Annotated in this window: 20 protein-coding genes and 6 pseudogenes; 10 read left to right on the forward strand and 16 right to left on the reverse strand. The window is 39.7% G+C overall.

Features of this window, described 5'->3' with window-relative positions; translation table 11 throughout:
* Positions 1-17: 17 nt before the first annotated feature.
* On the reverse strand, positions 18-1136 hold the full coding sequence (locus SCALIN_RS21395) for an IS91 family transposase (protein WP_096896466.1): 1119 nt from the start codon (positions 1134-1136) through the stop codon (positions 18-20).
* A pseudogene (locus SCALIN_RS21405) lies at positions 1133-1683 on the reverse strand (tyrosine-type recombinase/integrase). Before SCALIN_RS21405 ends, SCALIN_RS21395 begins: the two are co-directional and overlap by 4 nt.
* Positions 1684-1708: 25 nt before the next feature.
* Here SCALIN_RS21405 and SCALIN_RS22505 point away from each other — a divergent pair.
* Both SCALIN_RS22505 and SCALIN_RS21410 read left to right on the forward strand, forming a co-directional pair.
* Positions 1709-1876: a ferritin family protein gene (locus SCALIN_RS22505; RefSeq protein ID WP_162532466.1), complete on the forward strand. Its 168-nt coding sequence runs from the start codon at positions 1709-1711 to the stop codon at positions 1874-1876.
* A gap of 554 nt (positions 1877-2430) precedes the next feature.
* Positions 2431-2976: a hypothetical protein gene (locus tag SCALIN_RS21410; protein WP_096896468.1), complete on the forward strand. Its 546-nt coding sequence runs from the start codon at positions 2431-2433 to the stop codon at positions 2974-2976.
* Positions 2977-3536: 560 nt separating this feature from the next.
* Here the strand turns inward: SCALIN_RS21410 and SCALIN_RS21415 are convergent.
* From SCALIN_RS21415 to SCALIN_RS21430, 4 genes are read right to left on the reverse strand one after another with little or no spacing between them, the layout of a single operon-like run.
* Positions 3537-4391 (reverse strand): thiamine pyrophosphate-dependent enzyme, encoded by an 855-nt coding sequence (locus SCALIN_RS21415; RefSeq protein WP_162532467.1) that lies wholly within the window; start codon positions 4389-4391, stop codon positions 3537-3539.
* Complete coding sequence (locus SCALIN_RS21420; protein ID WP_096896470.1) at positions 4375-6132, reverse strand: 2-oxoacid:acceptor oxidoreductase subunit alpha; 1758 nt, start codon at positions 6130-6132, stop codon at positions 4375-4377. The genes SCALIN_RS21415 and SCALIN_RS21420 overlap by 17 nt, the downstream gene beginning before the upstream one ends.
* Positions 6129-7130, reverse strand: coding sequence for an NAD(P)/FAD-dependent oxidoreductase (locus SCALIN_RS21425; RefSeq protein ID WP_096896471.1), 1002 nt, complete (start codon positions 7128-7130; stop codon positions 6129-6131). Before SCALIN_RS21425 ends, SCALIN_RS21420 begins: the two co-directional genes overlap by 4 nt.
* A gap of 39 nt (positions 7131-7169) precedes the next feature.
* Positions 7170-8846 (reverse strand): FAD-dependent oxidoreductase, encoded by a 1677-nt coding sequence (locus SCALIN_RS21430; protein WP_096896472.1) that lies wholly within the window; start codon positions 8844-8846, stop codon positions 7170-7172.
* Between the two features lie 298 nt (positions 8847-9144).
* Here SCALIN_RS21430 and SCALIN_RS21435 point away from each other — a divergent pair, with 298 nt between their 5' ends.
* The 3 genes from SCALIN_RS21435 to SCALIN_RS21445 all read left to right on the forward strand — a co-directional run bounded on the left by SCALIN_RS21435 (position 9145) and on the right by SCALIN_RS21445 (position 11535).
* Entirely contained in the window at positions 9145-10083 is a 939-nt protein-coding gene (locus SCALIN_RS21435) for a ferritin family protein (protein ID WP_096896473.1), read from the forward strand.
* A 156-nt stretch (positions 10084-10239) separates the two neighbouring features.
* Positions 10240-10992 carry a hypothetical protein gene (locus SCALIN_RS21440; RefSeq protein ID WP_133112150.1) on the forward strand — a complete coding sequence of 251 codons (753 nt, stop codon included), beginning with the start codon at positions 10240-10242 and terminating at the stop codon, positions 10990-10992.
* 75 nt (positions 10993-11067) lie between these two features.
* Positions 11068-11535, forward strand: a complete 468-nt coding sequence (locus SCALIN_RS21445) for an aminoacyl-tRNA deacylase (protein ID WP_096896475.1) — start codon at positions 11068-11070, stop codon at positions 11533-11535.
* Positions 11536-11896: 361 nt separating this feature from the next.
* Here the strand turns inward: SCALIN_RS21445 and SCALIN_RS21450 are convergent, their stop codons facing one another.
* Positions 11897-12331 (reverse strand): RNA recognition motif domain-containing protein, encoded by a 435-nt coding sequence (locus SCALIN_RS21450; RefSeq protein WP_096896476.1) that lies wholly within the window; start codon positions 12329-12331, stop codon positions 11897-11899.
* Between the two features lie 588 nt (positions 12332-12919).
* On the opposite strand from SCALIN_RS21450, the gene SCALIN_RS21455 reads away from it, so the two are divergent.
* Both SCALIN_RS21455 and SCALIN_RS21460 read left to right on the forward strand, forming a co-directional pair.
* Positions 12920-13195 carry a hypothetical protein gene (locus SCALIN_RS21455; protein WP_096896477.1) on the forward strand — a complete coding sequence of 92 codons (276 nt, stop codon included), beginning with the start codon at positions 12920-12922 and terminating at the stop codon, positions 13193-13195.
* A 508-nt stretch (positions 13196-13703) separates the two neighbouring features.
* On the forward strand, positions 13704-15308 hold the full coding sequence (locus SCALIN_RS21460; RefSeq protein ID WP_096892262.1) for a hypothetical protein: 1605 nt from the start codon (positions 13704-13706) through the stop codon (positions 15306-15308).
* A gap of 417 nt (positions 15309-15725) precedes the next feature.
* Here SCALIN_RS21460 and tnpA (SCALIN_RS21465) read toward each other — a convergent pair.
* Positions 15726-16016, reverse strand: a pseudogene (gene tnpA / locus SCALIN_RS21465) (IS200/IS605 family transposase); the annotation flags it as partial.
* On the opposite strand from tnpA (SCALIN_RS21465), the gene SCALIN_RS22510 reads away from it, so the two are divergent.
* Positions 15986-16147, forward strand: coding sequence for a hypothetical protein (locus SCALIN_RS22510; RefSeq protein ID WP_162532133.1), 162 nt, complete (start codon positions 15986-15988; stop codon positions 16145-16147). The pseudogene tnpA (SCALIN_RS21465) and the gene SCALIN_RS22510 overlap by 31 nt on opposite strands.
* Before the next feature lie 110 nt (positions 16148-16257).
* Here SCALIN_RS22510 and SCALIN_RS21470 read toward each other — a convergent pair.
* Positions 16258-17088: pseudogene (locus SCALIN_RS21470) on the reverse strand (IS91 family transposase); the annotation flags it as partial.
* A 21-nt stretch (positions 17089-17109) separates the two neighbouring features.
* Entirely contained in the window at positions 17110-17388 is a 279-nt protein-coding gene (locus SCALIN_RS21475; protein ID WP_133112152.1) for a hypothetical protein, read from the reverse strand.
* 71 nt (positions 17389-17459) lie between these two features.
* Here SCALIN_RS21475 and SCALIN_RS21480 point away from each other — a divergent pair, with 71 nt between their 5' ends.
* Complete coding sequence (locus tag SCALIN_RS21480) at positions 17460-18494, forward strand: IS630 family transposase (RefSeq protein ID WP_096893873.1); 1035 nt, start codon at positions 17460-17462, stop codon at positions 18492-18494.
* Between the two features lie 5 nt (positions 18495-18499).
* Here SCALIN_RS21480 and SCALIN_RS21485 read toward each other — a convergent pair whose 3' ends face one another.
* The 4 genes and pseudogenes from SCALIN_RS21485 to tnpA (SCALIN_RS21505) form a co-directional block, all read right to left on the reverse strand.
* Positions 18500-19777, reverse strand: coding sequence for an IS1634 family transposase (locus SCALIN_RS21485; RefSeq protein WP_096896479.1), 1278 nt, complete (start codon positions 19775-19777; stop codon positions 18500-18502).
* Positions 19778-19880: 103 nt separating this feature from the next.
* Positions 19881-20171, reverse strand: a pseudogene (locus SCALIN_RS21490) (transposase zinc-binding domain-containing protein); the annotation flags it as partial.
* A pseudogene (locus SCALIN_RS21500) lies at positions 20168-21075 on the reverse strand (tyrosine-type recombinase/integrase). The pseudogenes SCALIN_RS21490 and SCALIN_RS21500, both read right to left, overlap by 4 nt.
* Before the next feature lie 108 nt (positions 21076-21183).
* Positions 21184-21381: pseudogene (gene tnpA, locus SCALIN_RS21505) on the reverse strand (IS200/IS605 family transposase); the annotation flags it as partial.
* A 404-nt stretch (positions 21382-21785) separates the two neighbouring features.
* Here tnpA (SCALIN_RS21505) and SCALIN_RS21510 point away from each other — a divergent pair.
* Positions 21786-22136 carry an IS66 family transposase gene (locus SCALIN_RS21510; protein ID WP_096896480.1) on the forward strand — a complete coding sequence of 117 codons (351 nt, stop codon included), beginning with the start codon at positions 21786-21788 and terminating at the stop codon, positions 22134-22136.
* 311 nt (positions 22137-22447) lie between these two features.
* Here the strand turns inward: SCALIN_RS21510 and SCALIN_RS21515 are convergent, their stop codons facing one another.
* A complete protein-coding gene (locus tag SCALIN_RS21515; protein WP_096896481.1) occupies positions 22448-23818 on the reverse strand; it encodes an ammonia-forming cytochrome c nitrite reductase subunit c552 in 1371 nt (456 codons plus the stop codon).
* A 25-nt stretch (positions 23819-23843) separates the two neighbouring features.
* Positions 23844-24302, reverse strand: a complete 459-nt coding sequence (nrfH, locus tag SCALIN_RS21520) for a cytochrome c nitrite reductase small subunit (protein WP_096896482.1) — start codon at positions 24300-24302, stop codon at positions 23844-23846.
* Positions 24303-24767: the final 465 nt, after the last annotated feature.

The following is a 24767-nucleotide window of genomic DNA, read 5'->3' on the forward strand; positions in this document are numbered from 1 at the left end:
ATGCATAGCGGATTCGATTACATAACCAGAACAGCCTCCTCTTTTGTTAACTTGTAGGGGAAAGACCTGGATTTGTGTGATGGAGGTATCATCGTTTTTATGATCTTCATTATTCCTCCACAGCATTTGCACGTAAGCTTTGGACGCTCTCTGAACCAGGCTGACGACTTATTCGGGTTGATACCGGTAAGGTACTGAAGCAATGCAATCAAGCGTTTGCTATTAGGGTGGAGGAAACCAAAGTTCCGTGTTCGCCTGAAACCTTTGGGTAGAACATGCTGGAGAATCAACCTGAGAAACTGCGGGCCGGGAAGTGTTCTTGTGAGCATTTTTTTGCTCTTACTATCCTGGTAACGAAAGGTCACCTGACCATCTTTGCACGTAATAATATCTTTCTCTTGAATGACCCCTTTGTAGAGATAACGACCAAGATAGACCAGTGCCTTTTCACCGTTGCCGACAAATTTGCAATCGACGACCCATGTTTTGGGATAATTAACTGGAAGCGTAAGAGCCGCTTTGTTCACGGCATCGAGCATTTTTGCTCGAAACACTTTAGCCAGCGCTTTGTGATTGAAAAGGTACCGCGTCTTTCCTTCGCTTTTTTTGAAGCTCCAAAGCGTTTTCTTCTGATTGATGGCCCCGGCTGGCATTACCAGATGGATATGCGGGTGGTAATCGAGAGAGCGAGAGTGGGTGTGCAAAACAGTGATGGCTCCAGCGTTTCCTTGTAATACGCTGTCATTTTGGACAAAGGTTTTTACGGTTTCCCAACAACACTGTATCATTATCGAGTAAAGCAAGCGTTGATGCTGCCATGCTAATGATCGAAGCTCTTTGGGTATAGTAAAGGTGAGCATAAAATAGTCAGCAGGCACTTCTTTTTTCAGTTGACGCTCCAACCACTGCTGACACTCATGACTCTGACAATGAGGACAATTGCGGTTACCGCAGGAGTGCGGTACAAAAACCTGTTTTTCACAGTCATTACATTGGACCAGCATGACGCGGCTTTGCGTAGTGCGACAATCCTTCATGGCTGCCAGGGCTTTGAATTGACTTGGCAGGATCGAACCATGATAAAGAGTGATAAAGTCAGCAATGAAGGTCTCAATTATAGAGGAGAGAGATATCATATAACATTCCCCCATTCTATGGAAAAACCATTCATCAAATCATTAATTAATTGCAAGGCATTACGATTTGTATGAGAGGTCAGGTGGGTATATTTGGCAGTGGTTAAAATACTGTGGTGGCCGAGGATTTTTTGTACTTCAAGCAGATCAACACCCGCCTCAATCAGATGGGTTGCGTAGCTGTGTCGCAGACTGTGTGGTGTAATTTTTTTTTAATTCCACACTCCCGGGCTACCTTACGCAGAGTGGCCTGAACGCCATTTCTATTCAGAGGTGTTTTTGCCAGGTGGGCTGATTTCAAGCCACCATGACGGCCTGGAAATAGAAAGACAGGATTGCGATGAACAAGCCAAAAACGGCGTAAGAGATTCAGGGTTACCTTTGGCAGGGGTACGAAACGGTCTTTATTGCCTTTGCTATCGCGGATATGCACCCGCATTCGCTGAGAATCGACATCGCTAACCTCAAGACGTAGTCCTTCACCCAGGCGGAGACCAAGACTGTAAAGAACAAAGTAGAAGGCCCGGTAACTGAGTTTTCTCGTCACCTGGAAAAGTTGGTGGGCTTCATTAATGGTGACAATATTGGTTCAGGAAAGAGCAGATGAGGAAAAAGACCCACATAAAAAGAAAATATTTTTAACATTAGCAAAGGAGGAAAAAAGTCATTGTGTTCTACTCGAAAATATAAGCAACTTTGTATCACAACCTGATAATTGGCTTGAAAATTCTGAGTGGTAGTCATTTAGATGAAGATTGATGTATAAGTTGTGCAGACTGTCTGGTAATAAGCAAATGCATCGTTTTGTGTCATTACTTCGGATAATGACACAACCTTTGTAACTCTCACCAGACAAAACAACAATTTATAGAGACATTTCTTAAAATGCCTTTCTGAAATCTGTTTTAAAACAGTATGATCTTGTGCTAGACAAACACCTGCTAATGGGTTACTACATTATGGTGGGGAGAATCAAAACTCCTTGTTTTGATAATTTAGTTCACAATTGTCTAACAACCACATCGCTCTCATTTACAAATAAAATGTTCATATAGCAAGAGTAATTTGGTAGTAAATTATGAGGTTTTATTTATTACTTTTTTCTTGATTATAAATGAATCATTGACAAAATTTATCAGGAAATTGTTAATTTTTGAAAACAATAGGGGGGGTGATTAGATTATGAGATATTGTTTATCTATTAGAAAATGAGGCAAGGCAAGATCGCGAATCGCCGGAAGAAACTCTCCCTCTTTTTATCGGTTATAAAGAATGGTATCAGGCTTTTAAGAGTGTGAATTGCCATGATCAGGATGTCCCTGACTATGTAGACAGAGCTTGCAAATTTAAGCGGAATATGGTAATCGACTATAATCGGAGCAAAGTAATTAAGGAAACAGATGATACAGATATCCCATATCTGGCTGCTAATATTACGCTCTTTTGGGAATCCCAGGAAAAGAGTATCTCTTATAAAGACCTTGATTCAAAGCCACCAATAAAAGTTATATATGAGAGAGTCATTACTTATCGATTCCTTAAATACAAAGATGACAATATTGTTGTATGTGACCAGATAAAAGGACTGAAAGGAAAAGTTCTTAAAGGGTTTCTCAGAATCCTTGGGAAAGCTCATGTGATGCAATATCGAACCTTAGCCGTAAAGGATGGACCGCTGTATGTGTTAGCGGGAGTAAGGAAATTTCGCTGGCTTTTCGGTCCGAAGACAGGTTTAACAATAACACCTGACGGGGTTACTCTGGAAGGTGTACCTGAAAAAGTAAAACAGAGACTTCGCCGCAAAATCAAAATTAAGTATGAACCCCTGAAGCCAGGTTAAACATTTTGATTCTATCAGTAATCGTTTTCTCGCCATACAAGGGATTATGGAGGTTTTATATACTGGAAATGAAAAATGAAAATAACTCATCTAAAATCTCTATTTCACACCTATTAATTGAAACTGAGGTATACAAAAAGTATACAGTCTGAACACATATCATTTTAAACACATCAAAACCGTCGACAACATTGGTGAAATTTAGTTTGTTGTTATTCCTCTTGAACCCCATTCGAAAAAGGGGCATTTTTTACATTATTCATAAGTGTCTAATCTTGTGTCTGTTATCCCGGCTTTCGCAATTCGAGGCATTTTGTCGGGCTAGTCCTGAAAAATTATTATGAATATAAGACTAAGTGTTATGTTTTTGCGAACGACAGGCGTCATAGGAAGACTTGCCATTACGACAATCGGTCTACCTAATGCAATAGCATGTATTACGCGGATTCGAGACGTATTAGCAAAATCATGACCAGGGGTGAAACTAGTCTATTGGTTGCTGTAATTGGAATGTATATAAAACTGTAGGGGTCTGTTTCCTCTGCAGTTGTTTTACTTTTTCAAGCTGGTTGATTTAATCCGTCTTTAACCTTCTGTACATGATCATCAAACGTTGGAACTTCCTCCCTGAAGAAAAGTCCCTGGTAAATTGGATCAGTGCTTTCTGCCAGCGACATAGCTCTTGAACGATCCAGAATATCATGCTCTTCAGGAAGCTTTGCCGCCGCAGCATTCCAGCTATCATATGTAACATCTTTATTAAATACGACACAGGGTGACAGATCGTGAATAAATGAAAATCCTTTATGCTGGATTGCTTTGGTAATTAATTCAGAAACCATATCCCGTTCTCTGGAGAAGGTTCTTGCCACAAAAGTTGCTCCGTATGCCAGTGAGAGGGTGGTGGGATTTAGTGGGCGTGCAATATTTCCATAGGGAGACGTGCCGCTCTTCATACCCATTGGTGAAGTGGGAGATATCTGCCCTTTGGTAAGGCCGTAAATGCTGTTATCCAATAATATGTAAGTAAGATTAAAATTGCTCCTCGCGGCATGGGGGAAATGACCTCCTCCTATTCCAACACCGTCTCCATCTCCACCAACGACTACAACGGTTAAATCCGGATTGGCGATTTTAATTCCAGTAGCTATTGGAATTGCTCTGCCGTGCAACCCGTGTAATCCAAAGCCTTTAATGAAAAAGGGAAATCTGCCGGAGCAACCAATTCCGGAAACTACTACAAAATCTTTAGATGGAATTTTCAATCTTTCAGCTGCTTCGTAGAGACCGTGAAGCCCGGTAAAGTGTCCACATCCGGGACACCATGTGGGAAGATTGTCTCTCCACTCTTTTATTTTGGACGCCTTTGCTTTTTTTAATTCATCTAAAACGGTCTGTTTACTGAGAAAGCTCACTATTGGTCTCCATAATCTTTTGGGCGATTTTTAAAGGGCTTACCGGGTTGACAGCAGGTATGTGTATCTCGATTGGTTTTATACCGTAGCGTGATTTTAACAAAGCTGCATACTGTCCCTGGTAATTCATCTCCGGTATAATAATCTTCTTACAAGAGTCAAAGAATTTCCGAAAGGAATCTTCATGCTGTGGATGAATCATAATGGATTTTATCAGTTTTGTCTTAACTCCCTGTTTTTTTACTATTTCCATCCCTTCAAGGATTGAACCAATCGTTGATCCCCAACCAGCAATTCCAATTTCGGCAGTTTCATCCCCGAGGATGTCTGCCGTAGGAAGGTCTGCTACCATAGAATCAAATTTACGAAATCGTTTAGCCGTCATCATGCTGTGAACTTCAGATTCGTAGTTGGGATTTCCTTTTGCTGAATGTTCCAGTCCGGTAGTAGAGTAGACAGCTCCCGGTTCTCCGGGAACGATAAGAGGAGAAACGCCATCGTCAGTAATTTGATAGCGTAGGAAATTTTTTAATTGTTCTGCTGTCGGTTTCTTTCTGGTACATCTATCCCGGTCAATATTGTCATTGATCGTAACGGTTTCTGTACGCTGTCCCAGGAACAGGTCACTGAGAAAAATTACCGGCGTCTGGTATTTTTCGGCAATGTCAAAAGCCAGTTGAATGCCACTGTAGCACTCTTCAGTATCAGTGGGCGCCATTACCACCCTGGGAGAATCACCGGCGCCGCCATAAAGGGCAATATTAAGATCTCCCTGCTCAACTTTAGTGGGCAGCCCTGTAGAAGGGCCGCCACGTTGAACATTAACAATGACTGTCGGGATTTCAGCCATTACCGAAAGATTAATCATTTCACTCATCAGTGAAAGGCCGGGACCGGAAGTTGCAGTCATTGCGCGCTTTCCGGCAAACCAGGCTCCCAATACCGCTCCGATAGCCGCAATTTCGTCCTCCATCTGGAGGGTCCACCCACCCAGCTTCGGCAATTCCTTTGCCGCGATCTCCATGATTTTTGTTGCCGGCGTAATGGGATATCCCGCAAAGAATTTCAAACCGCAATCTATTGCACCCTTGGCAATCGCATCGTTGCCACTTGTCAGTTTCCTGGGGTTTGATCTTTTGTCAATCTCAAACTGGTTATTGAGAGGATAATTTTCTTTGAAATATTCATAACCTAAATGGAAGGCGTTAATATTTATCTTTACTACCCGCTCGCCCTTTCGGGTGAATAAACCTTTTATCTGATCTACAAACATCTCAGGAGGCAATGAATAGAAATAACATATTGCTCCAATTGCAACCAGGTTTTTCCCTTGATTTGTACCTGATGCTTTATTTGCCAGTTTCGTAATGGGCAGACCATGTCCTTGTATTTCCGGTGTGATATGTGACACCAGACTATCTTCTTCCACTATATCCCCGATCGTGCTGGTGTCATAAATTACATTACCTCGCGCCTTTACATCACGCAGGTCAATAATAGATTCTTTACTCGCCATTCCTACAAGCAGGTCTAGACCATCACCCATGCTATACAGCTTTGATGTTGAAAATCTGATTGTTGCGGAAGATTTACCAAGGCCTCTAATTTCAGCACTGTAGATATTATTTACCATTACATGCAAACCTATTTTGGCGCATGCACCCGCTAAAATCTTTCCTGAAGCTACTATGCCGTCACCCGCTATTCCACAGAAGCGAATTGTGATTTCGGAATATTTCATTTCCACCACCTTGCTTTCAGTGATTGTCCCATAAGATTGAAAACAATTGCTTCCTGAATTTTGTATTCCTCATGTTGTCCCAACATATTCTTACCGGCAATTTTCCCCTGTTCTAATGCGTTAGGCATTCCAAAATTAATCCAGTAATCTTTGATGCCGGGATGATAAATCTCAACACAATCTCCAGCCGCGTAGATACCTTTTTCAGATGTTTCAAGGTTTACGTTCACTAAAATACCCAGTTTTTTTTCTATGGCAGAACCTTCTATACATGAGATATTTGGTTTATAATAATCCCAGGCAAAGACAATATCAGTCGTTAACATCTTTTGCTGTATTGTTTCGACCTTGTAACCGTGATCTGTCTCTTCTATAGAAACAATCTGGTCCTCTGTTATGATTTCTATCCCCTTCTCTTCCAGAAACTCTTGCAATTCTCCCTCAAAATCATATTCATCCAGGGCAAATGTTGCCCGTTCGCCTTTAGTGATATAAGTAACCTGCTTTCCCAGGTTGCGCAACATACAGATCAAATCAAGGCAGCTTACGCCATCTCCAAAAACAATGCACTTCTGGATTTCAGGTAACTTTTCTTTTAATACCAGTGTATCGTATAGCGAATAATAGAAGTGAATGTGTTTCTTGTGTGGTTGTAACACAAGTCCCAGAGTAGGACTGCCGCCGGTAGCAATGAGGAGTTTATCGTAATGCACAACTTCGTTATGAAGGAGTTTAATCATTTTTTTCGAAGATTCAATGGCTTTTACCCAGGTACCTTTACGAAGTTTAATTCCCAACTCTTTTAGCATTCTTACAGAGCAGAAGAGTAGTTCGTCTCTTTTGATAGAATTACTCAGAAATTCTGATAACAAATAGCGCTTGTAGGGTAAAAACAATTCATCACCGATAACCACTACTTCAGCTTCCCTGTCCAGCTCCTTGATAGTCCTGGCGGCGGTGATCCCAGCTACTCCTGCACCAATAATAACATGTTTCATTTACTTCAACTCTTTCGTGTTATTTATTAAGATATAGTATTATTTCTTTTCTATCGTTTCAAGCTTGTATTTGGAGATGGAAATGCAATCCACCGGGCATGCACGGACACAGTTTCCGCATCGGATGCATTTATCGTTATCTATAGTTATGGCCTCTACTTCACTCCATTTTTTTGTTTCTACATAATTTAAATTACCGTCTTTGGTAACCTCTATGTCCTTTGCCATCTTGATACAATCTACCGGCATCACATCGATGCAGGCCAGACAGTAGATGCAGCGGCTGATGTCTATCTGGTAATTATAATGGCAGAGATAACACCGTTTAGCTTCAGTAATAGATTTTTCTTTTGAATATCCGGTTTCTACTTCTCTGTTTTTAATTTTTCTGTCACGCATGGGAGTTGTATCCATGGGTTGGACAGGAATAAAATCATAATCCCGTTTTCTTCCGGTATCTTTTACCTCACTAATATGGATAGTGTCTTGAAAACCTTTTATGCCCGATAGCTTTATATGAACTTCCCTGGCGACCTTACGTCCATCTGCCACAGCTTCGATAACCGTAGAAGAACCGTTCCTGAAATCACCGGCTATGGAAAAACCATGCTTCAGTTCAACCGTTTCAGTTTCCACAATTTTTTCATCGGCTTCCTGTCCAACGGCAAATATAACGGTATCAGCTTCCACGACAAATTCAGACCCTTCTATTGGAGTTATTGAACGGTCTTCGTTAATAGAATTGTGAATGAATTGTATGCCTGTTACTATTCCTTCATCATTGGAGATCATGCTTACCGGTGAAGCTAAAAATAGTGTGTCAATTCCTTCTGCCTCCATGACTTCAAGTTCATGTGCGCCGACATACATATCATCTTTCGTACGGCGGTAAGCTAACGTAATATTTTTTGCTTCCAGCCGGTAGGACATACGAGTACAATCCACGGCAGTAAATCCACCACCGATTACGACGACCCTTTCTAACGGTATATCTAACTCTTCCCTGTTTGCGGCTATCAGGAAATCAAGACCCCAATATACACCCTTGCTGTCAATACCGGGAATCCTGGTCTGTTTTGGATTTGCGCATCCACCTGCCAGTATAACCGCGTCATAATCTTTTCTCAGTTTTTCAATATCCCTGACATCTTCAACCCGGACATTGGTAATGATCGTTACACCCAGATCGGTAATCGATTTTACATCTTCGGCTACCACATCATACGGCAGCCGGAATTGAGGAATGCCGTAACGCAACATTCCACCGGGCTGGTCGAATTGTTCCAGTATAGTTACCTGGTATCCCTTTAAGGCCAGATCATTGGCCGCGGTTAATCCGGCCGGGCCGGCTCCGATTACGCAAACCTTTTTGCCGTTAGATTTAATTTCCGGATTTACCGGTCCCATTCCATAATCAGCCGCCGCGCGCTTAAGAAAGCATATTGACACGGAATCGCCAAGTCCATCCCAACCGTGTCGACAGGCAGGCTCACAAGGGCGGTCACAAACACGTCCCAATACGCCTGGTAATATATTTTCCTTTCGATTGATATGATATGCGGCTTTGTAATCACCATCCTTGATAGCCTGGATGTAACCCGGAATATCTGTCATGGCGGGGCAGGCAGCGCTACAGGGTATATTTACGTCTATCCACTTTCTGTCTAATTTCTCGGTTGAGACATACGTGTCATTTTCTCTGTTTTGCGTTTCCATTTCACTGTTCCATAGAGTGGAAGATTTTCATGCAAATGTAAGAGCTCAATAGTTACAAGGTAAATTAGCTTAACAATCTTTTTCTTAAGTATTACGCTCTTACAAACGAATAACAAAACCAATATACACCTTTTACACATATAATACAAAATTTTTTCATATGTTTTAAGGATATATATGTAAAAAAAAGAAGAACATATAAAGATGTTTTCTCAATAAAAAAACTTGAATTTCTCTGATTGCTGTAATACCATCAAGTAGTCTACAAAAGTAATTAACCTGATTTGGAGGATAGGACATGGGAGTCGCTGAAGAACAGAACCCTTTGCTGAAAGACATAAAATCTGCAATTATTTCAGAATTGGTTACATACGAATTTTATTCAAGATCATCAGTTTCTGTTAATATTATAAGCGGTATGCACGCCTTCCAGGAAATGATGCTGGAAGAAGAAACACATTTAATAATGTTAAAAGAGGAATATAAGCTGCTGGGAGGAAATGAAGAGTTTAAATATGATCCTCATGAATACGGAGGTATAGCATTACCAAGTCTCGATGCAGACGCTACAGTAGCACTTGATTTAGCCATAACAGATGAGTTGGCAAGTATTAAGATGTACAGTGACTATCTGCAAAAGTACAAAGGGACTGAAGCAGAATATACTTTAGAAAAGCTACTCAATGATGAAATGAAACACCTTGGGTATTGGGATGAAATTTATAAAAATATTACCGGTAAAAGCTTTGTTCCAAATGTACCAGGTAAACCAATACATACATTTACAAAGGACGATCTTGGTGTGATAGAAACAGCACTTAAAGCAGAGAATGCCGCTTATGATTTTTATAAAAACGCAATTGGTAAAACAGAGATAATTGATGGATCGCACGCTTTTCAACATATGGCAGGGGAAGAAAAAATACATGTAGAAAAGCTTGAAAACGAATACTTCAGATTAGTTAATGAAAAACCGCAGTTAAAAAATCAAGATCAAGGACATGCAGCAAAAATAGAAAAAGATACTGATGCACTCGTGGCATTGGAACTGTCAATTAAGGAAGAGAAGTCTAGTCTCAGGAGATACCTTGAGCTTGAAGAGAGGTGCACAAATACAAGACTCAGGGAGGTTATCTGGGAGCTGATTGAGAGTGAATGGGGCCATATCAAGCAATGGAGAAACACACATAGGGATATTAGAGAAAAAAACTTTCCTATTTACACAAGTTATCATTAATCAATAGAGCATATACTCCAGGTAAAACCGTTCAATATCAAAGATATAACCCTGAAATCTTTCCAATATCTTAGTTTAACTCTAATGGAAAAAAACCCTGAAAATAACAAAATGCATTGCGATTTATCCCTGGAAAGGATAGCAGACGATCTGTTTATGATTTTTGAAAATGAGATTTTATTCCAAAGGTACTATCCACCTAAAGAGAGCATAGAGAAGAGAACAGATGAGTATTTCGAGCAAAAATCCAAAGTAAAAGAGATGGTAAATGGTGAATTTAAGGACAGTGAAATTGAACTATTAAAAAATCGAATATTTAAGGATATTTTGCCAGCATATTCTGAATACAGGCAAATCAAAGATAGTTACCTGGAAAAAATTGAAAACAGAAGTCTTTTGAAATATATAGGGTTTACCGTGCTGGGTTTGGAGGCTTTAGAAGCCGTATTTTTGAAAATCGGAGTACTTGCTCCCCCAACCTTGATTATATCTGTTTTGTTTGAAATTTTATTGGGCGGGGCAATTTATAGAATTAAAAACTTAACGGATCAAGGGAAAATAATTGCTGCTAAAAAATATTTTTTTGCGACTGTTCATAATACCCAAAAAAAATTGCATACCGATATTGAATACAGTGAATACCAGCATAAAAAAGGCACCGATCAAATTGTCTCAGAAATCAATGTATTATTGAAAAAATATGATAATAAAGATAATTTTTGGAAAGATTTTATTAAAATCCGAAAACACGATCCAACGACCCAGACATCATTTGAAAAATTGAACACTCCAGAATTTGGTGACTTCATACTGCTCCATTTTGATGATAAATATAACGCTCGGATTAGGAAAATAAGATATGATGAACTTTTCAAACAAGCGGAATTGTATTTTAAAAATAAGCAGTAAATGGTCAACTCTTAATTTCACCTTTTGGTTTCCCGTGAATCTTAATTTCTATTATAACTTAATAAGGGGATTGTCATGGCGGTGAACAGGTTAAAGGAATTTCTTGGTAATAATAACATTAAATATATATCTGTTTTTCATTCGCATGCTTACACCGCACAAGAAGTAGCCGCTTCCGCGCACATACCGGGAAGAAAATTAGCCAAAACAGTGATGGTTAAAATAGATGGTAAGATGGCGATGGCCGTTTTGTCTGCTTCCGACAAGGTAGATATTCCTCTCGTACAGAAAGCTGCCGGAGCGAGTAAAGTTGAAATTGCCAGCGAACATGAATTCGTAGACTTGTTCCCAGGGTGTCATATTGGCGCTATCCCTCCTTTCGGAAATCTTTATGATATGCAGGTCATAGTGGATGAAAAGCTCACCGAACAGACTGAAATTGTCTTTAATGCGGGTTCCGATTTTGAGCTGATCACTCTGCATTATGAAGATTTTAAAAGGTTGGTAAAACCTTGTGTAGCGAGTATTGCAGCTGATAATTAGTCATTTGTTATCTGGCAAATCCTCACACGAAGAACACAAAGGGAAAAACTATTATCTTTTGTTTTGTTTTTTTAAATGTCGTTTCTTAGTGAACTCTGTGTCTGTATGTGAAATTATCTTTTATCTCATATTTTCTGTTTTCCTTTGTGCTCTTCGCGTTTTCCCGACTGAGTCGGACCCTGAAGCTGCTCCGAGGGGCGCCTTGGGTGGCTTGTCCTCAACACCTGTTGTCCGGGGAGCGGTTAGTCTGCATCTCTTCTTTTATAGTTTCTATCATCAGCATTTATCTGTGAAAGAGTGTGGCTAAATAATTCTTTTTTCTGTTTTTAGTGTCAACCTGTGAAATTCGTGTCTTTCGCCTCTACCTTCCCCGTCCACCACCTCTGCCAGCACCGCCGCTAAATCCTTTTTTGCCGCCACCGCCTGACCCTCCTTTGCCGCCGTAAGATTTCCTGCTACCGCCAAATTCTCTTTTGCCACTATCACTGCCTCCATGACCTCCGTAACCTCCACCTCCGCCATATCCTCCTGTGTTACCGCCTCTGAAATTCTCGGTGCGAGGACGGGCCTCATTTACGTTAAGTTCTCTTCCTTTCAGCTCTTTGCCATTCAGACCATCGATTGCCGCCTGTCCTTCTGCTTTGGAGGACATCTCCACAAACGCAAATCCTTTTGCCTGGCCACTAAACTTGTCTTTTACAATAGTAGCGGATATAACCTTGCCAAATTTTTTGCAGGCCAGATGCAAATCCTCTTCTGTGGTGTCGTATGACATATTTCCTACATAGATCTTCATTCTGTTTTCCTTTCTAATAAATAAATTTGTACTTAATCTGTTATTATTTTTATGTTACAGCAGTAAATAGTTGACTATGTATACCGCCGTGTTACCTATGGCACAATAATGGTTTGACCTGAGAAACGAAAATCAAGGGTGAAAGCTCATTAAGACATAAGAAATGCGCATTGTACTTTGCTTTAAGGTCAACAGTGTACGTTAAAGGCATGCGGTACTAAATACTATCGAGATGTATTGTACCATGTCAATCAGAAAAAAATATATTTTTATTATAATAATTGATCCGGTATGGGAAATTTTTCCGGAATAGTTCTAAACGGTTAGGATTGCACGGTCAGGGTAGCCATCCGGCAGATTGTTGTTTCGGGTTTCCTCCGGCAATTGGACCAGCCACGGATTACGGCTTGTTATGTGTCAAAATAGTTTTGTTTACTAAAGCAAACATGTGGCAAATGCTTTCACCCATCTGAGCTGTGTTTTTATATAATAGGTAGAAATAAATAGTCGCTGATGTTCCTGTTATTAAGTATAATGCGTCATTGTGTTTATTTACTCTTTTAATAAATCAGAATACAAGGAGGCGATATGGAAAATACAGTAGAAATCCTGGATCAAGATGATGTTTTATCACGCATACATCAATATGAACTGGAGAGAAATGAAGAGAGAGTTTTTATTAACGTCAGAGAACCTGTAGGCGGTTCTGCCAAAGGTTCTTTCATTGCTGTTCCCAGCCTGATTAGTAAGGAGTGTAGTAATACCGATTACGTCGGATTAGGTGATTCTGTAGAAGAAGCTTTGAAGGATTGTCTGAAAAGGATTAAAGGACAGCCGTTACATCAGATTATCCCGCAGGGTTAATTGATTTAAAAGGCTTATATACATGGTTTTTTAACAGGTATATAAGCCTTTTTCTGTTTTATTTAATTTAGAGGTGAATTTTTCAAATTCATCTGGCCATATTTGACCTGCTCCTTTTTCAGAAAAAAACCAGCATGTCTCGGAGGCACGGGCCGCAAAATACCTCTAATAATTATTTCCTTCACGCTTCGAGAATTGCGTTGGGTGTATGCAAGAGCGAGTGTACTACCCCAGCTTCCTCCGGTAACTATCCAATTTTAATCTTTAGAGCAGACGCATAAACTTACAAAGATGTTGATAGTAAAAGAGTTATAAAAAGAGTTAGAGGCAATATTTTGTAAAAGGAGCGACAAGAATAATGTGCCAACGAGCCAGTAAGCCGTATTTTAAAGGGTTTTGTGAAATAATTTACAAAATCCAATAGTAGAATTACAAAATACGGTGCCCAACTTGTATAATAGAAGTCACACAATAACACAAACTACTATACAAGAAAGGACACGCTAGAATGCTACCAATATCACAAATTCAAATCAACCAAAAACCGCTACTAATTCACACTGTTCACGAAGATGACAAAGTACTGCTTAATACACCAGATGCGGAATGGTTTCGGGCTTTATATTATTTTCCCTGGGAGAAACACCGTAATTTCGGTGCTGAGTACTACGATGCACTTTATGAATTTAATAAACGAGAAGAGAGAAAGAGGCTGAAAAATCAACCCCAAAAGCAAGTAGTATTATCTCAGAGCAAAGAAGATGCAAGACAGGAGCTTTTGTTTAATAGAGCAACAATGCAAGTTGACAAGGAGAAGAGAGGTGATGTGCTTTATGAAGTAGCGGCTGAATCAAAGCAGCGGATGGTAAGTCCCCTGAGTATATCTCCCGGGGTAGTGCCATTTCGATTGGGAGGTAAGAGGCCAAAATGTTTTTTTGCGTTGTTAAAAAGTTTTTTGGGTACAGCTCTAATGGGATTTCCGTGCGAGCCGGAAAAAGTGTCCATGTTATTGAAGAGTAATCCGAGTTTTGTGCGAGTATGTGGATTTGCACCGAAGGGGGAAAGGGATGAGTATTGTAGCAGGCATATACCAAGTGAGCGTAAACTGCAGCAATTTGACCAGATCATGAGTGAGTGGGGGCTATGGGATAAGATGAAGATTGCGCTGGTAACTGAGAACATAGAGACAGGTGCGATTAAAATAGAAAAGGAAGTAGTAGGAGATACAACTCACTATTATGCATATTCAGGGTTTGAGACAGTAAAGTATAAGGACGAAGATGGTAAGGAGCAGAAGAAGTCGCAATCAAAGCTGACTAAGAGGTGTCGCTGTCAGGACAGAGACAAGTGTGAACATGACTGGGTATTGGCAGATGAAGGAGCGGGGACAATCGTGAAATCCATAACAAAGATGTATTGGGGGCACAAAGCAAGTATTGTAGGTTTTCCACGTCAAGGCGTGCCTCTGGATGCAAGAGCAGTGTTGGATGGACCGACACATGATGGAGAGACATATTTTCCACATGTAGAAAAGGTATTTGATACATATCCGGTGATTGAAGAATCGGTTAAAAGAGCGTTGTATGATAGCGCGTGTGATAGCAGAGATTTGAAAGATAAGTTTATGGACAAACTCGGCTTAGAATTAAAGGCATCTTTAAATCCAAGGCGCAAGAATGGAATAACAGATGGTTTGCCGCGTGGCATGGAGAAGATAACGCCGTATGGTGTGGTAATATGCAATGGTGGCCATGAGATGGATTACAAAGGAATGCGTTATGAAAAAGAAAAATTCATTTACCATGCGCCAACGGATACAGATGGTGAACCGGTGTGTTCAACATGCTTGCATCAGGTAGAGTGTTGTCCCAATTCGTTAACTGGCAGGATGATTAATATATCATTTGGGTTATTACCCCACATAGACACGGAAGATCCTCCAATGGCAAAGAGATTCAAGGCAATAATGACACGTCGTCCTTCAGTTGAGCGGATGATAAAGCGCTTGAAGTGTGATATTGGTGATGATCGTTTAAGCAAGAGAGGGAATCTTGCGTTTCAGGCATACCTGGACAAGACGATGATTGCTTTTCATCTGTTGTTACAGAATTAAATTGGTGATTTTTAAAGTAAAAAACAAAAAACCGTAGGAGAGGTGTTTTCAAATTTGCAAATTATCTCCATTGTTGGTGCTGTGCAGTTTTATACTGTCTTCTTTTAACGTAATTTTGAAGTACGATTGAAAAAAATTTTTGCATCAAGCGCTTTTCGTGCGAGTTTATGCGGAGGCTCTATATTTAGTACAACCTATCGCTTTATAAAATAATCATTTATAGCTCATTATGAGTAATTTCTACAAATTGCGTATTTATTCAGCGTAATTTTGTCCAACCTCGATGCTAGCCCAACTTTCGCTATTCGCGAGTAAAGAATCCACCTGCAAAGCAGGTGGCTTTGGGGTAACCCCTATAAGGGGATAAAAATGCCTTCCTCCCAAAGGAAGCAAGGTTGAGTTGCCCCCATGATAAAGTTAAAATTTAAATTTCTGTTGTGCTTCTCCCTGACTCTCTTTCTTTTCTTGATACTTCACATATTTGAGAATCTTTTCCGCATCTAAACCTACTGTGTCAACACAGTAACCTCTTGACCAGAAATGATTACCCCAATAGGGTTTCTGCTTCAAATTCTTAAATTTATTCAGTACTCGAATTGCTGTTCTACCTTTAACTATGCCAACAAAATCAGATATCGAAATCTTGGGAGGTACCATAACGAATAAGGTTAGATTGTGTGAGGGACGAACCACAATCTGAACCGTTTGTTGGACAAGCCCGTTGTTTGGGTGCTAAACATTGTATAAGAAAATATCTTATGAAGATTGCTTCTCTTTTTTACCGCAGAAGCTATGAAGCCAAAGAAGTGGATTTTTCAATTGCTGTCGTCATGCTTTAGGAGCTACAGAACATGGTTTTTCGGCCATTTTACCTCAAATTTGGGCAAACGGGGGCCATCTCGACCCGATAATGCCGTTTTTGCAAATCTTAGATGCATAGCGGATTCGATTACATAACCAGAACAGCCTCCTCTTTTGTTAACTTGTAGGGGAAAGACCTGGATTTGTGTGATGGAGGTATCATCGTTTTTATGATCTTCATTATTCCTCCACAGCATTTGCACGTAAGCTTTGGACGCTCTCTGAACCAGGCTGACGACTTATTCGGGTTGATACCGGTAAGGTACTGAAGCAATGCAATCAAGCGTTTGCTATTAGGGTGGAGGAAACCAAAGTTCCGTGTTCGCCTGAAACCTTTGGGTAGAACATGCTGGAGAATCAACCTGAGAAACTGCGGGCCGGGAAGTGTTCTTGTGAGCATTTTTTTGCTCTTACTATCCTGGTAACGAAAGGTCACCTGACCATCTTTGCACGTAATAATATCTTTCTCTTGAATGACCCCTTTGTAGAGATAACGACCAAGATAGACCAGTGCCTTTTCACCGTTGCCGACAAATTTGCAATCGACGACCCATGTTTTGGGATAATTAACTGGAAGCGTAAGAGCCGCTTTGTTCACGGCATCGAGCATTTTTGCTCGAAACACTTTAGCCAGCGCTTTGTGATTGAAAAGGTACCGCGTCTTTCCTTCGCTTTTTTTGAAGCTCCAAAGCTTTTTCTTCTGATTGATGGCCCCGGCTGGCATTACCAGATGGATATGCGGGTGGTAATCGAGAGAGCGAGAGTGGGTGTGCAAAACAGTGATGGCTCCAGCGTTTCCTTGTAATACGCTGTCATTTTGGACAAAGGTTTTTACGGTTTCCCAACAACACTGTATCATTATCGAGTAAAGCAAGCGTTGATGCTGCCATGCTAATGATCGAAGCTCTTTGGGTATAGTAACCTAAATTGGAGAAAAAAGTTAATAACTATGCAATGTGTCTTCCTGGATGCCGAAAGCATCAAAAATAATTTTTTGTCTTTTGGATAATTCGCTGAGAATCGGATCGTTTTTCTCTATGTGAGTGATTTTTAATTTTTTGAGTTCAGCAAATAATTCTTTTACTGTGTATTTGTTAAATAACTTCTTTTCCTTCATAACTCTTGATGCTTCTGCATAGATAATCAACGCAACAAATTTTATAAATAAACGGCCATCGACATTATATTGACTATGTGCTCGCAACCTATCTCCATTCATTTCATTTTTGTATATATTAACCCGGCAATTAAATACATTGAAATTTTCTCTGGATATGTTATAATTGCTGCATGGAAAATATCGATGCACGAAAACTTTCAACAGAAACCCAGCAACAAATACGTAACCAATCAATTCGACTCAGAAAGTCTGGAAAAACCTACAGAGAAATATCAGAGATTACCGGTATTCATCTAAATACTATTGCCAGATGGTGTAAAGCTTATCAGCGTAAAGGTGCTAAAGCTATTCAAATTAAGAGAAGGGGTAGACGAGTGGGTAACTGCCGAACATTGACCCCGGAGCGAGAAAGAGAAATCCAGAAAATTATTTATGAGAAGTGTCCTGATCAGCTTAAATTTTCTTTTGCATTGTGGACTCGTAAAGCAGTTCAGCAGTTAATCAAACAACTCTGTTGCTTTGATATGCCGGTACGAACTGTAGGTGAATATTTAAAACGATGGGGTTTTACGCCTCAAAAGCCATTACGCAGAGCTTACAAGCAGAATTCTAAAGCCGTTAATGAATGGCTGGATAAAGAGTATCCTGCAATTGCACAAAAAGCTAAAAAAGAAAAAGCAGAAATCCACTGGGGAGATGAAACGGGACTTTGTAATGACAGTTATCACGGCAGAAGCTATGCACCACGAGGGCAAACACCCGCGATTCGCCTTCACCCCAGGTGCAAACGGGTGAATTTGATTTCTACAGTTACGAATCAAGGCAAGGTAAGATTTATGGTATATAAGGATAAAATGAATTCTAGTACTCTTATAAAATTTATGAAACGCCTTATCAAAGATTCAACAAGAAAGATATTTCTGGTTCTTGATAATTTAAAGGTTCATCATAGTCACATTGTAAGGAATTGGCGACAAAAGCATAAAGAGCAAATAGAGGTTTTCTTTTTACCCTCTTACTCCCCGGAGTTAAATCCAGATGAGTATTTAAATTGTGATTTAAAAGCAGGTGTACATTCCAAAACGCCTGCAAGAACAAAAGAGCAACTCAAGAATAAGGCAATATCTCATCTGAGAAAACTTCAAAAGTCTCCGGGCAGAGTAAGGAAATACTTTAAACATCCAAAAATTGCGTATGCTGCATAGTCAATCTATTTAATTGCCGGGTTAATATCAAACATTTTTTCAACCTGATCTTTTTGGCGATAAAGATTTAATACTTCCGCTTTGTCCATTTGTTGTTTGTTTGTTATTAACACAAAGCTTCCCATTTTATAAATAAACGATTTTATCTTTTTTGCATTTTTTTCTATCCGCAATGTCGTTTTATTCCATTTAAAATAATCTCTGTATTTTTCTGGAATATTTAACTTTCTATATTTCAGGTATTCCTTAAGCACTTTAAAACTTTTATCCTTAAACTTCTCCTCGTATTCGAATAATACTGAGAAAAAATTATGTTTTTGTTCTACTTCAGATTTTTCATTGAAAAAAATATGTGCGTCAAATTCGTTTCCATCAAATTCAAAAGGTCTTTGCTGGTAATGCAGTATCTCTTCATTGAATTTAAAGGCACTGGAAAGATCTGACAATAATCGTTTATTTTTTTTTATTAAAGTCTTTACTTTTTTTAAGCTAAAAGGCAGTGGCTGAACAAAGGACACTTTGCTTTTGCTGTTATTCATTTCCAATACATTTGCTTTACTAAAGAAACCTCTATCCAGCACAAACAAAATGTCTTTTAGCTTGAATACTTTCAAATACTCAACGCAGTTCTTTAAGGTAGTAACATCTACAATACTTCCAGGGTATAAATTGTAATAAATGGGTAAAGAGTGATTGTGGCAAAATGTTACTCCCATATTTAATTGAGGTAGATTCTCTTTATCACGATTGTAACCCCATTCTATAAAATCAACGTTTGTAGAGTAGCTGGAAATAGAAGTTATATCGTAAAATATCCCGTTGATTGGCTTTAAATGTTCTATCCATTTTTGAACAAACTCTACCCTTTGTGATTGCGATCTTCCCAAAATATCACACAGTTTTGATATGTCAGGAGAATACATCTTTTTAACTCTCGGCAAATTATGCTCATCAAGCCAATAAGGAAACAGGTACAAGGCCGAGGCTTCTATAATTTCATAAAATGCTAATGCTAATATCTCTTGATAGTTATCAGGAAAGAGAGATTTTAAAATCTCCGTCAATCCAAGCTTGTCTGATAAAAATCTTAGCAAAAAGACGTTGCCTTGTCCTTTTGAGACCAAACTGGAACGGATTTGCTTGGTTTTATCCTTATTTACGTTCCGTTTTGGACCGATATAGGTTCTTCGTTGACGTGATTGCTTTTTTGCTTTATCCCAGTAACTTTCTACCTTGTAGAGGTATATCCTACCTTTTATTTTCTGCTCTACAGTATAAGCCATAGTATTAACTATTTAATAACTAGTAAATAGCCGTATAGTACGGTATATACAGTATTAATGCAAATATTAATTCATGGTTATTAACTATTTCTCCAATTCAGGTAGTAAAGGTGAGCATAAAATAGTCAGCAGGCACTTCTTTTTTCAGTTGACGCTCCAACCACTGCTGACACTCATGACTCTGACAATGAGGACAATTGCGGTTACCGCAGGAGTGCGGTACAAAAACCTGTTTTTCACAGTCATTACATTGGACCAGCATGACGCGGCTTTGCGTAGTGCGACAATCCTTCATGGCTGCCAGGGCTTTGAATTGACTTGGCAGGATCGAACCATGATAAAGAGTGATAAAGTCAGCAATGAAGGTCTCAATTATAGAGGAGAGAGATATCATATAACATTCCCCCATTCTATGGAAAAACCATTCATCAAATCATTAATTAATTGCAAGGCATTACGATTTGTATGAGAGGTCAGGTGGGTATATTTGGCAGTGGTTAAAATACTGTGGTGGCCGAGGATTTTTTGTACTTCAAGCAGATCAACACCCGCCTCAATCAGATGGGTTGCGTAGCTGTGTCGCAGACTGTGTGGTGTAATTTTTTTTTAATTCCACACTCCCGGGCTACCTTACGCAGAGTGGCCTGAACGCCATTTCTATTCAGAGGTGTTTTTGCCAGGTGGGCTGATTTCAAGCCACCATGACGGCCTGGAAATAGAAAGACAGGATTGCGATGAACAAGCCAAAAACGGCGTAAGAGATTCAGGGTTACCTTTGGCAGGGGTACGAAACGGTCTTTATTGCCTTTGCTATCGCGGATATGCACCCGCATTCGCTGAGAATCGACATCGCTAACCTCAAGACGTAGTCCTTCACCCAGGCGGAGACCAAGACTGTAAAGAACAAAGTAGAAGGCCCGGTAACTGAGTTTTCTCGTCACCTGGAAAAGTTGGTGGGCTTCATTAATGGTGACAATATCGGGCAAACGTTGCGTTTTGGGTGGTTTAATAAGATTTACTTGCTCCCAACGCTTATGAAGCACATGAGTGTAGAAAAACTTTAGTCCGTAGAGGTCTAATTTGACTGCGCTCCATGAATGGGTATTGAGGAGATTGGAAAAATAGTCAAGTAGTTGCTGTTCAGATAGATCGTGTATCTGATTGTCAAAATAATCACCGATCCGTCGGATGGCACGTGAATAAGCCTCGATTGTTTTTGGCCGGAGTCCTTTCAAGCGTAGGTGCTTTAGATGCGTTTGGTAATTTTTGTTGAAATCGGATTGAGATAATGTTTTCATAGACCTGTAACCTCCTATTTGTTAATAGATTCACCCTCCCGTTGAGGGTGTGAGGTTACATTATATAATAAATTTCCGATTTTGTTCTCCGCGATAGCGGCTTCGTCCAACAATCAAGTGAACATGATCAATCTGAATACTTAGCTCTATAACTTCACAACCTTTTTGCTCTGAAAAAGCCCTTATACACCTGTTTACTTCATTTGCAACTTGACCTGTCAGAATCCTTAAACGATACTTCGGTGTCCAAAGAATATGATATTGACAATGCCATAACGCATGCGATAATCTACGAAATCGACTCATTTGTTACTCCTTTGTTGATGTTGTGGGGACAACTCAACTCAGATTGTAACAATGAGTCTTTTTATTTGGCAAAGCCTTTGTTCTCTGACCACGACCAAAGGTCGTGGGTTTCCACAATATAACTAAATTTAAGAGATTTTGGAAAATTTTTGAGTTTACCAAAACGTAAGTCCATGTAAATAAAGGATCCAGTTTTTCAAGAAGTCCCAAAATAGGCTAAAACCCGTTGTAGTGTAGACCTACCCCCTTTTTTTCTTAATTCCTTTCTGCAATAATACCCCCATAATGTTTCTAAGATGCAACGAACGATTTAAAAATGGTAAGAACCGGTAGTTAAGTCTTGCTTGGATAAGATCCGTTCCTGGATTAATAGAAATCAGGTGCAGGCGTTTAGCTATTGAGGTTTGCTGTCGAATGCATTTACCTACATTAACAACCAATGGTCAAAACTAACAGTTTTCGTGGAAGACGGACGCCTGCAACTGGACAACAACAATGCGGAACGTCATATCCGGCCTATTGCGACGGGTAGAAAGGTGTGGTTGTTTGCACAAAGCGAAGCCGGTGCAAGGGCAACTGCAACTTGGTATTCGCTGGTTGAAACTGCAAGGGCTAATGGATTAGAGCCTTACTGGTATCTTCGAAAGGTTTTCGAAGAGATGCCAATTTATTTACGAGATCGAAAACCAGTAAATGATTTACTACCTTGGAATGTCGATTCCAAGGAACTGGAGCAACTCGCTAGACATGATTAACTGGGTGTTTACAAAATTAGAGTATTTTCCTTGTGAAGGTAAAGTTGTTAATACAAAGATTTCTGAAGTTAAGAGAAAAAGGAGAATACAGTACTTAATCAATTATTCTGCACCCTTTTCATAATATAGTATTACTTTGTATTTTGATGTAGAGATATTATCTGTTGTCGCTAGTGGAACAGGCCTTATCTTGAAATTCTCTAAAAATATGTCACAAAGCGATGGAACAATAAAAAACTGCAACCAATCACAATATAACCAGCTACAGGTTATTCTTGCTTATCGAAAGTCAATTTTACAATAAGCTCACGCTAGTTTTTATCTTCTCGCAGGGCTAATTGACCTAGGCGAGAGAAGTTAATGGATTCTCCCAAGATTCTGGCGGCTTCTTGGGCTGCGTGAAAACCCGAAGAGTTTTCCGCTTCAACATAATCCACATAAAAACTGGCTTTGCGTTGAAAATCTTGTGCGATTTTTATTTTATCCTCGGAAACCCCTTTCTTACTGGCTTTCTTAATATCATAAATCAAATCCACCAAAGCATCTAAAGTGGTATGAACCAAATTAACATGACGGTCTTGAATCTTTTCCGTTCGTTTCAGTAAGTTATCCTCAGAAACTTTATGACAGGTCTGACAGGCATTATTGATGTTTAGCAAAGGGCTGCGCACATGGTGGTCACTGATCTTCAAAGCACCAACCCTTTGGTAAGGCATGTGGCAATCCGCACAAGAAACCCCAGCCTGAGCATGGATCCCCTGTGACCACATTTCAAACTCAGGATGTTGTACTTTTAACATTGGAGCCCCGGTTTCCTTATGTTGCCAATCCTTAAAACCCACTTCGTCATAGTATTCCAGCATATTTTCCACTTTGAGTCCTTTAGACCAAGGATAAACCAAACGCTTTTGATCCCCTTTAAAATAATATTCCACGTGACACTGCGCGCAGGCAAAGGTGCGCATCTCTTGATGGGTTGCCATTGTGTTTACATCATAATCTGGAATCCCTTCCAACGCTTTCACCTCACGGATCCCAGCGATAAAAGCTGGACGCGTCACCCTGAGTTCCATGGTCTGCGAATCGTGACAATCGATACAGGATACCGGATACTTTACATGTTTCATAGCTTCCTTGTAAGGCATAGGGTTAAATTTTTCAGATCCCTTGATAATATCGCCATCGCCTAACTTTTTAAAAGGGACATAAACTGAAGCGTGACAATTCATACACGTTCCGGGTTGCGGCACAATATGGCGTCCGGTAAAGAGCTGGTCTTCCAACATATAAGCATGCCCACGTTCTTCTCGAAAGTCTTTCGCAAAAGCATAACCCGCCCACATAAGTTTTAATTGAGGAATAATATCTAATTTACTGTAAGAAGTCACATCACGAGGATCGTCTTCCGTGGGTTCCCGGGGTATCCCTTCACTTCCTCCATATTTGGTGCGCATCATATCAACCGTTCGATTATAGTCATCATATTGTTGGGGAAAGTTTTTTCCCCAAATTGTGGGGTCTTCGGTATCATCCGTTAATTCAACTACCCGAAAAAAAGGATTTTTGCCTTCCACTTTTTTTTCAAAAATGTTGGCAAGAAGGGCCAAGATGCTAAATGCTAAAGCAGAACAAAGGCAAATAATAACTATCAGTAAAATTCGAGATGGTTTCGATGTGCTCATACAAAGATTCTCCTTTTCTTAATGATTAACGTGGATGCCCTACGGAAGAGTGGCAACGAATGCAAGAAAGCCTTACTTCCGAATTTATAGTTGGATGGGTATCAATCGCATACGTAATGTCCGCGTGACATGAACGGCATGCGTCTTCTGTAATGAATCGGTTATAATCTGTAATTCGAAGCGGTTCAGGAAAGTTTCCGATTGTAAAAGCCAGGGAGTGAAAAAACCCGTTGCGTCCTTTACAATAAAGTTTACTCAAAAGTGAGTCATGAGGTGCGTGACAATCATTACAAGTCGCCACCGCATGGTGGGTAGATTTATGCCAAGCGTTTAAATGTGACTTCATGATGTGGCAATTGGCACACGCTGCAGGGTCATTCGAAAGGTAAGATGCACCTTCCCCATAATGAAACGTAAAACCCCCCATTCCCAAAATAATTCCAAATAAGATAACAAAGTAAATTGTATTATTGAATTTTATCATACAAAGAACGCGATCGAATATATTTAACAATAAGGCTCTTTTACAGAATCTATGGGTAAAAGTAAGCCAAGAAAAAGAAAAAAATATTGTTTTATTTAAAGGGAGTCTCACCAAAAGGAATATTTTTTAAATTTCAATAATAAGCATTGCTGTTACAATTTGTTAAAATAAGTTCTCTATAAACAATATAATTAACAAATTAAAAGTAAACAACAATGCTTATAATAAAACACTACTCAATAAATGCTACCCTGTCAAGGGATTCATCTATGGCAATGTTATATTGTCTGATACCAAAATTACTGTCAAAGTAAAAGAGCGTAAAGGAACCAGAGGTTTATGTAACCAGTGCAAAGAAGCAGCTCCAACTTATGACGATCTGGAAAATTAAAGGCAATTTGCAGTAATCTTTGGAAACCTTATTTGAAAGTTGTCAAACGTAAAGCCCCGAAGGCTATCCATATT

This window comes from Candidatus Scalindua japonica, assembly GCF_002443295.1.
Taxonomy (GTDB): Bacteria; Planctomycetota; Brocadiia; order Brocadiales; family Scalinduaceae; genus Scalindua; species Scalindua japonica.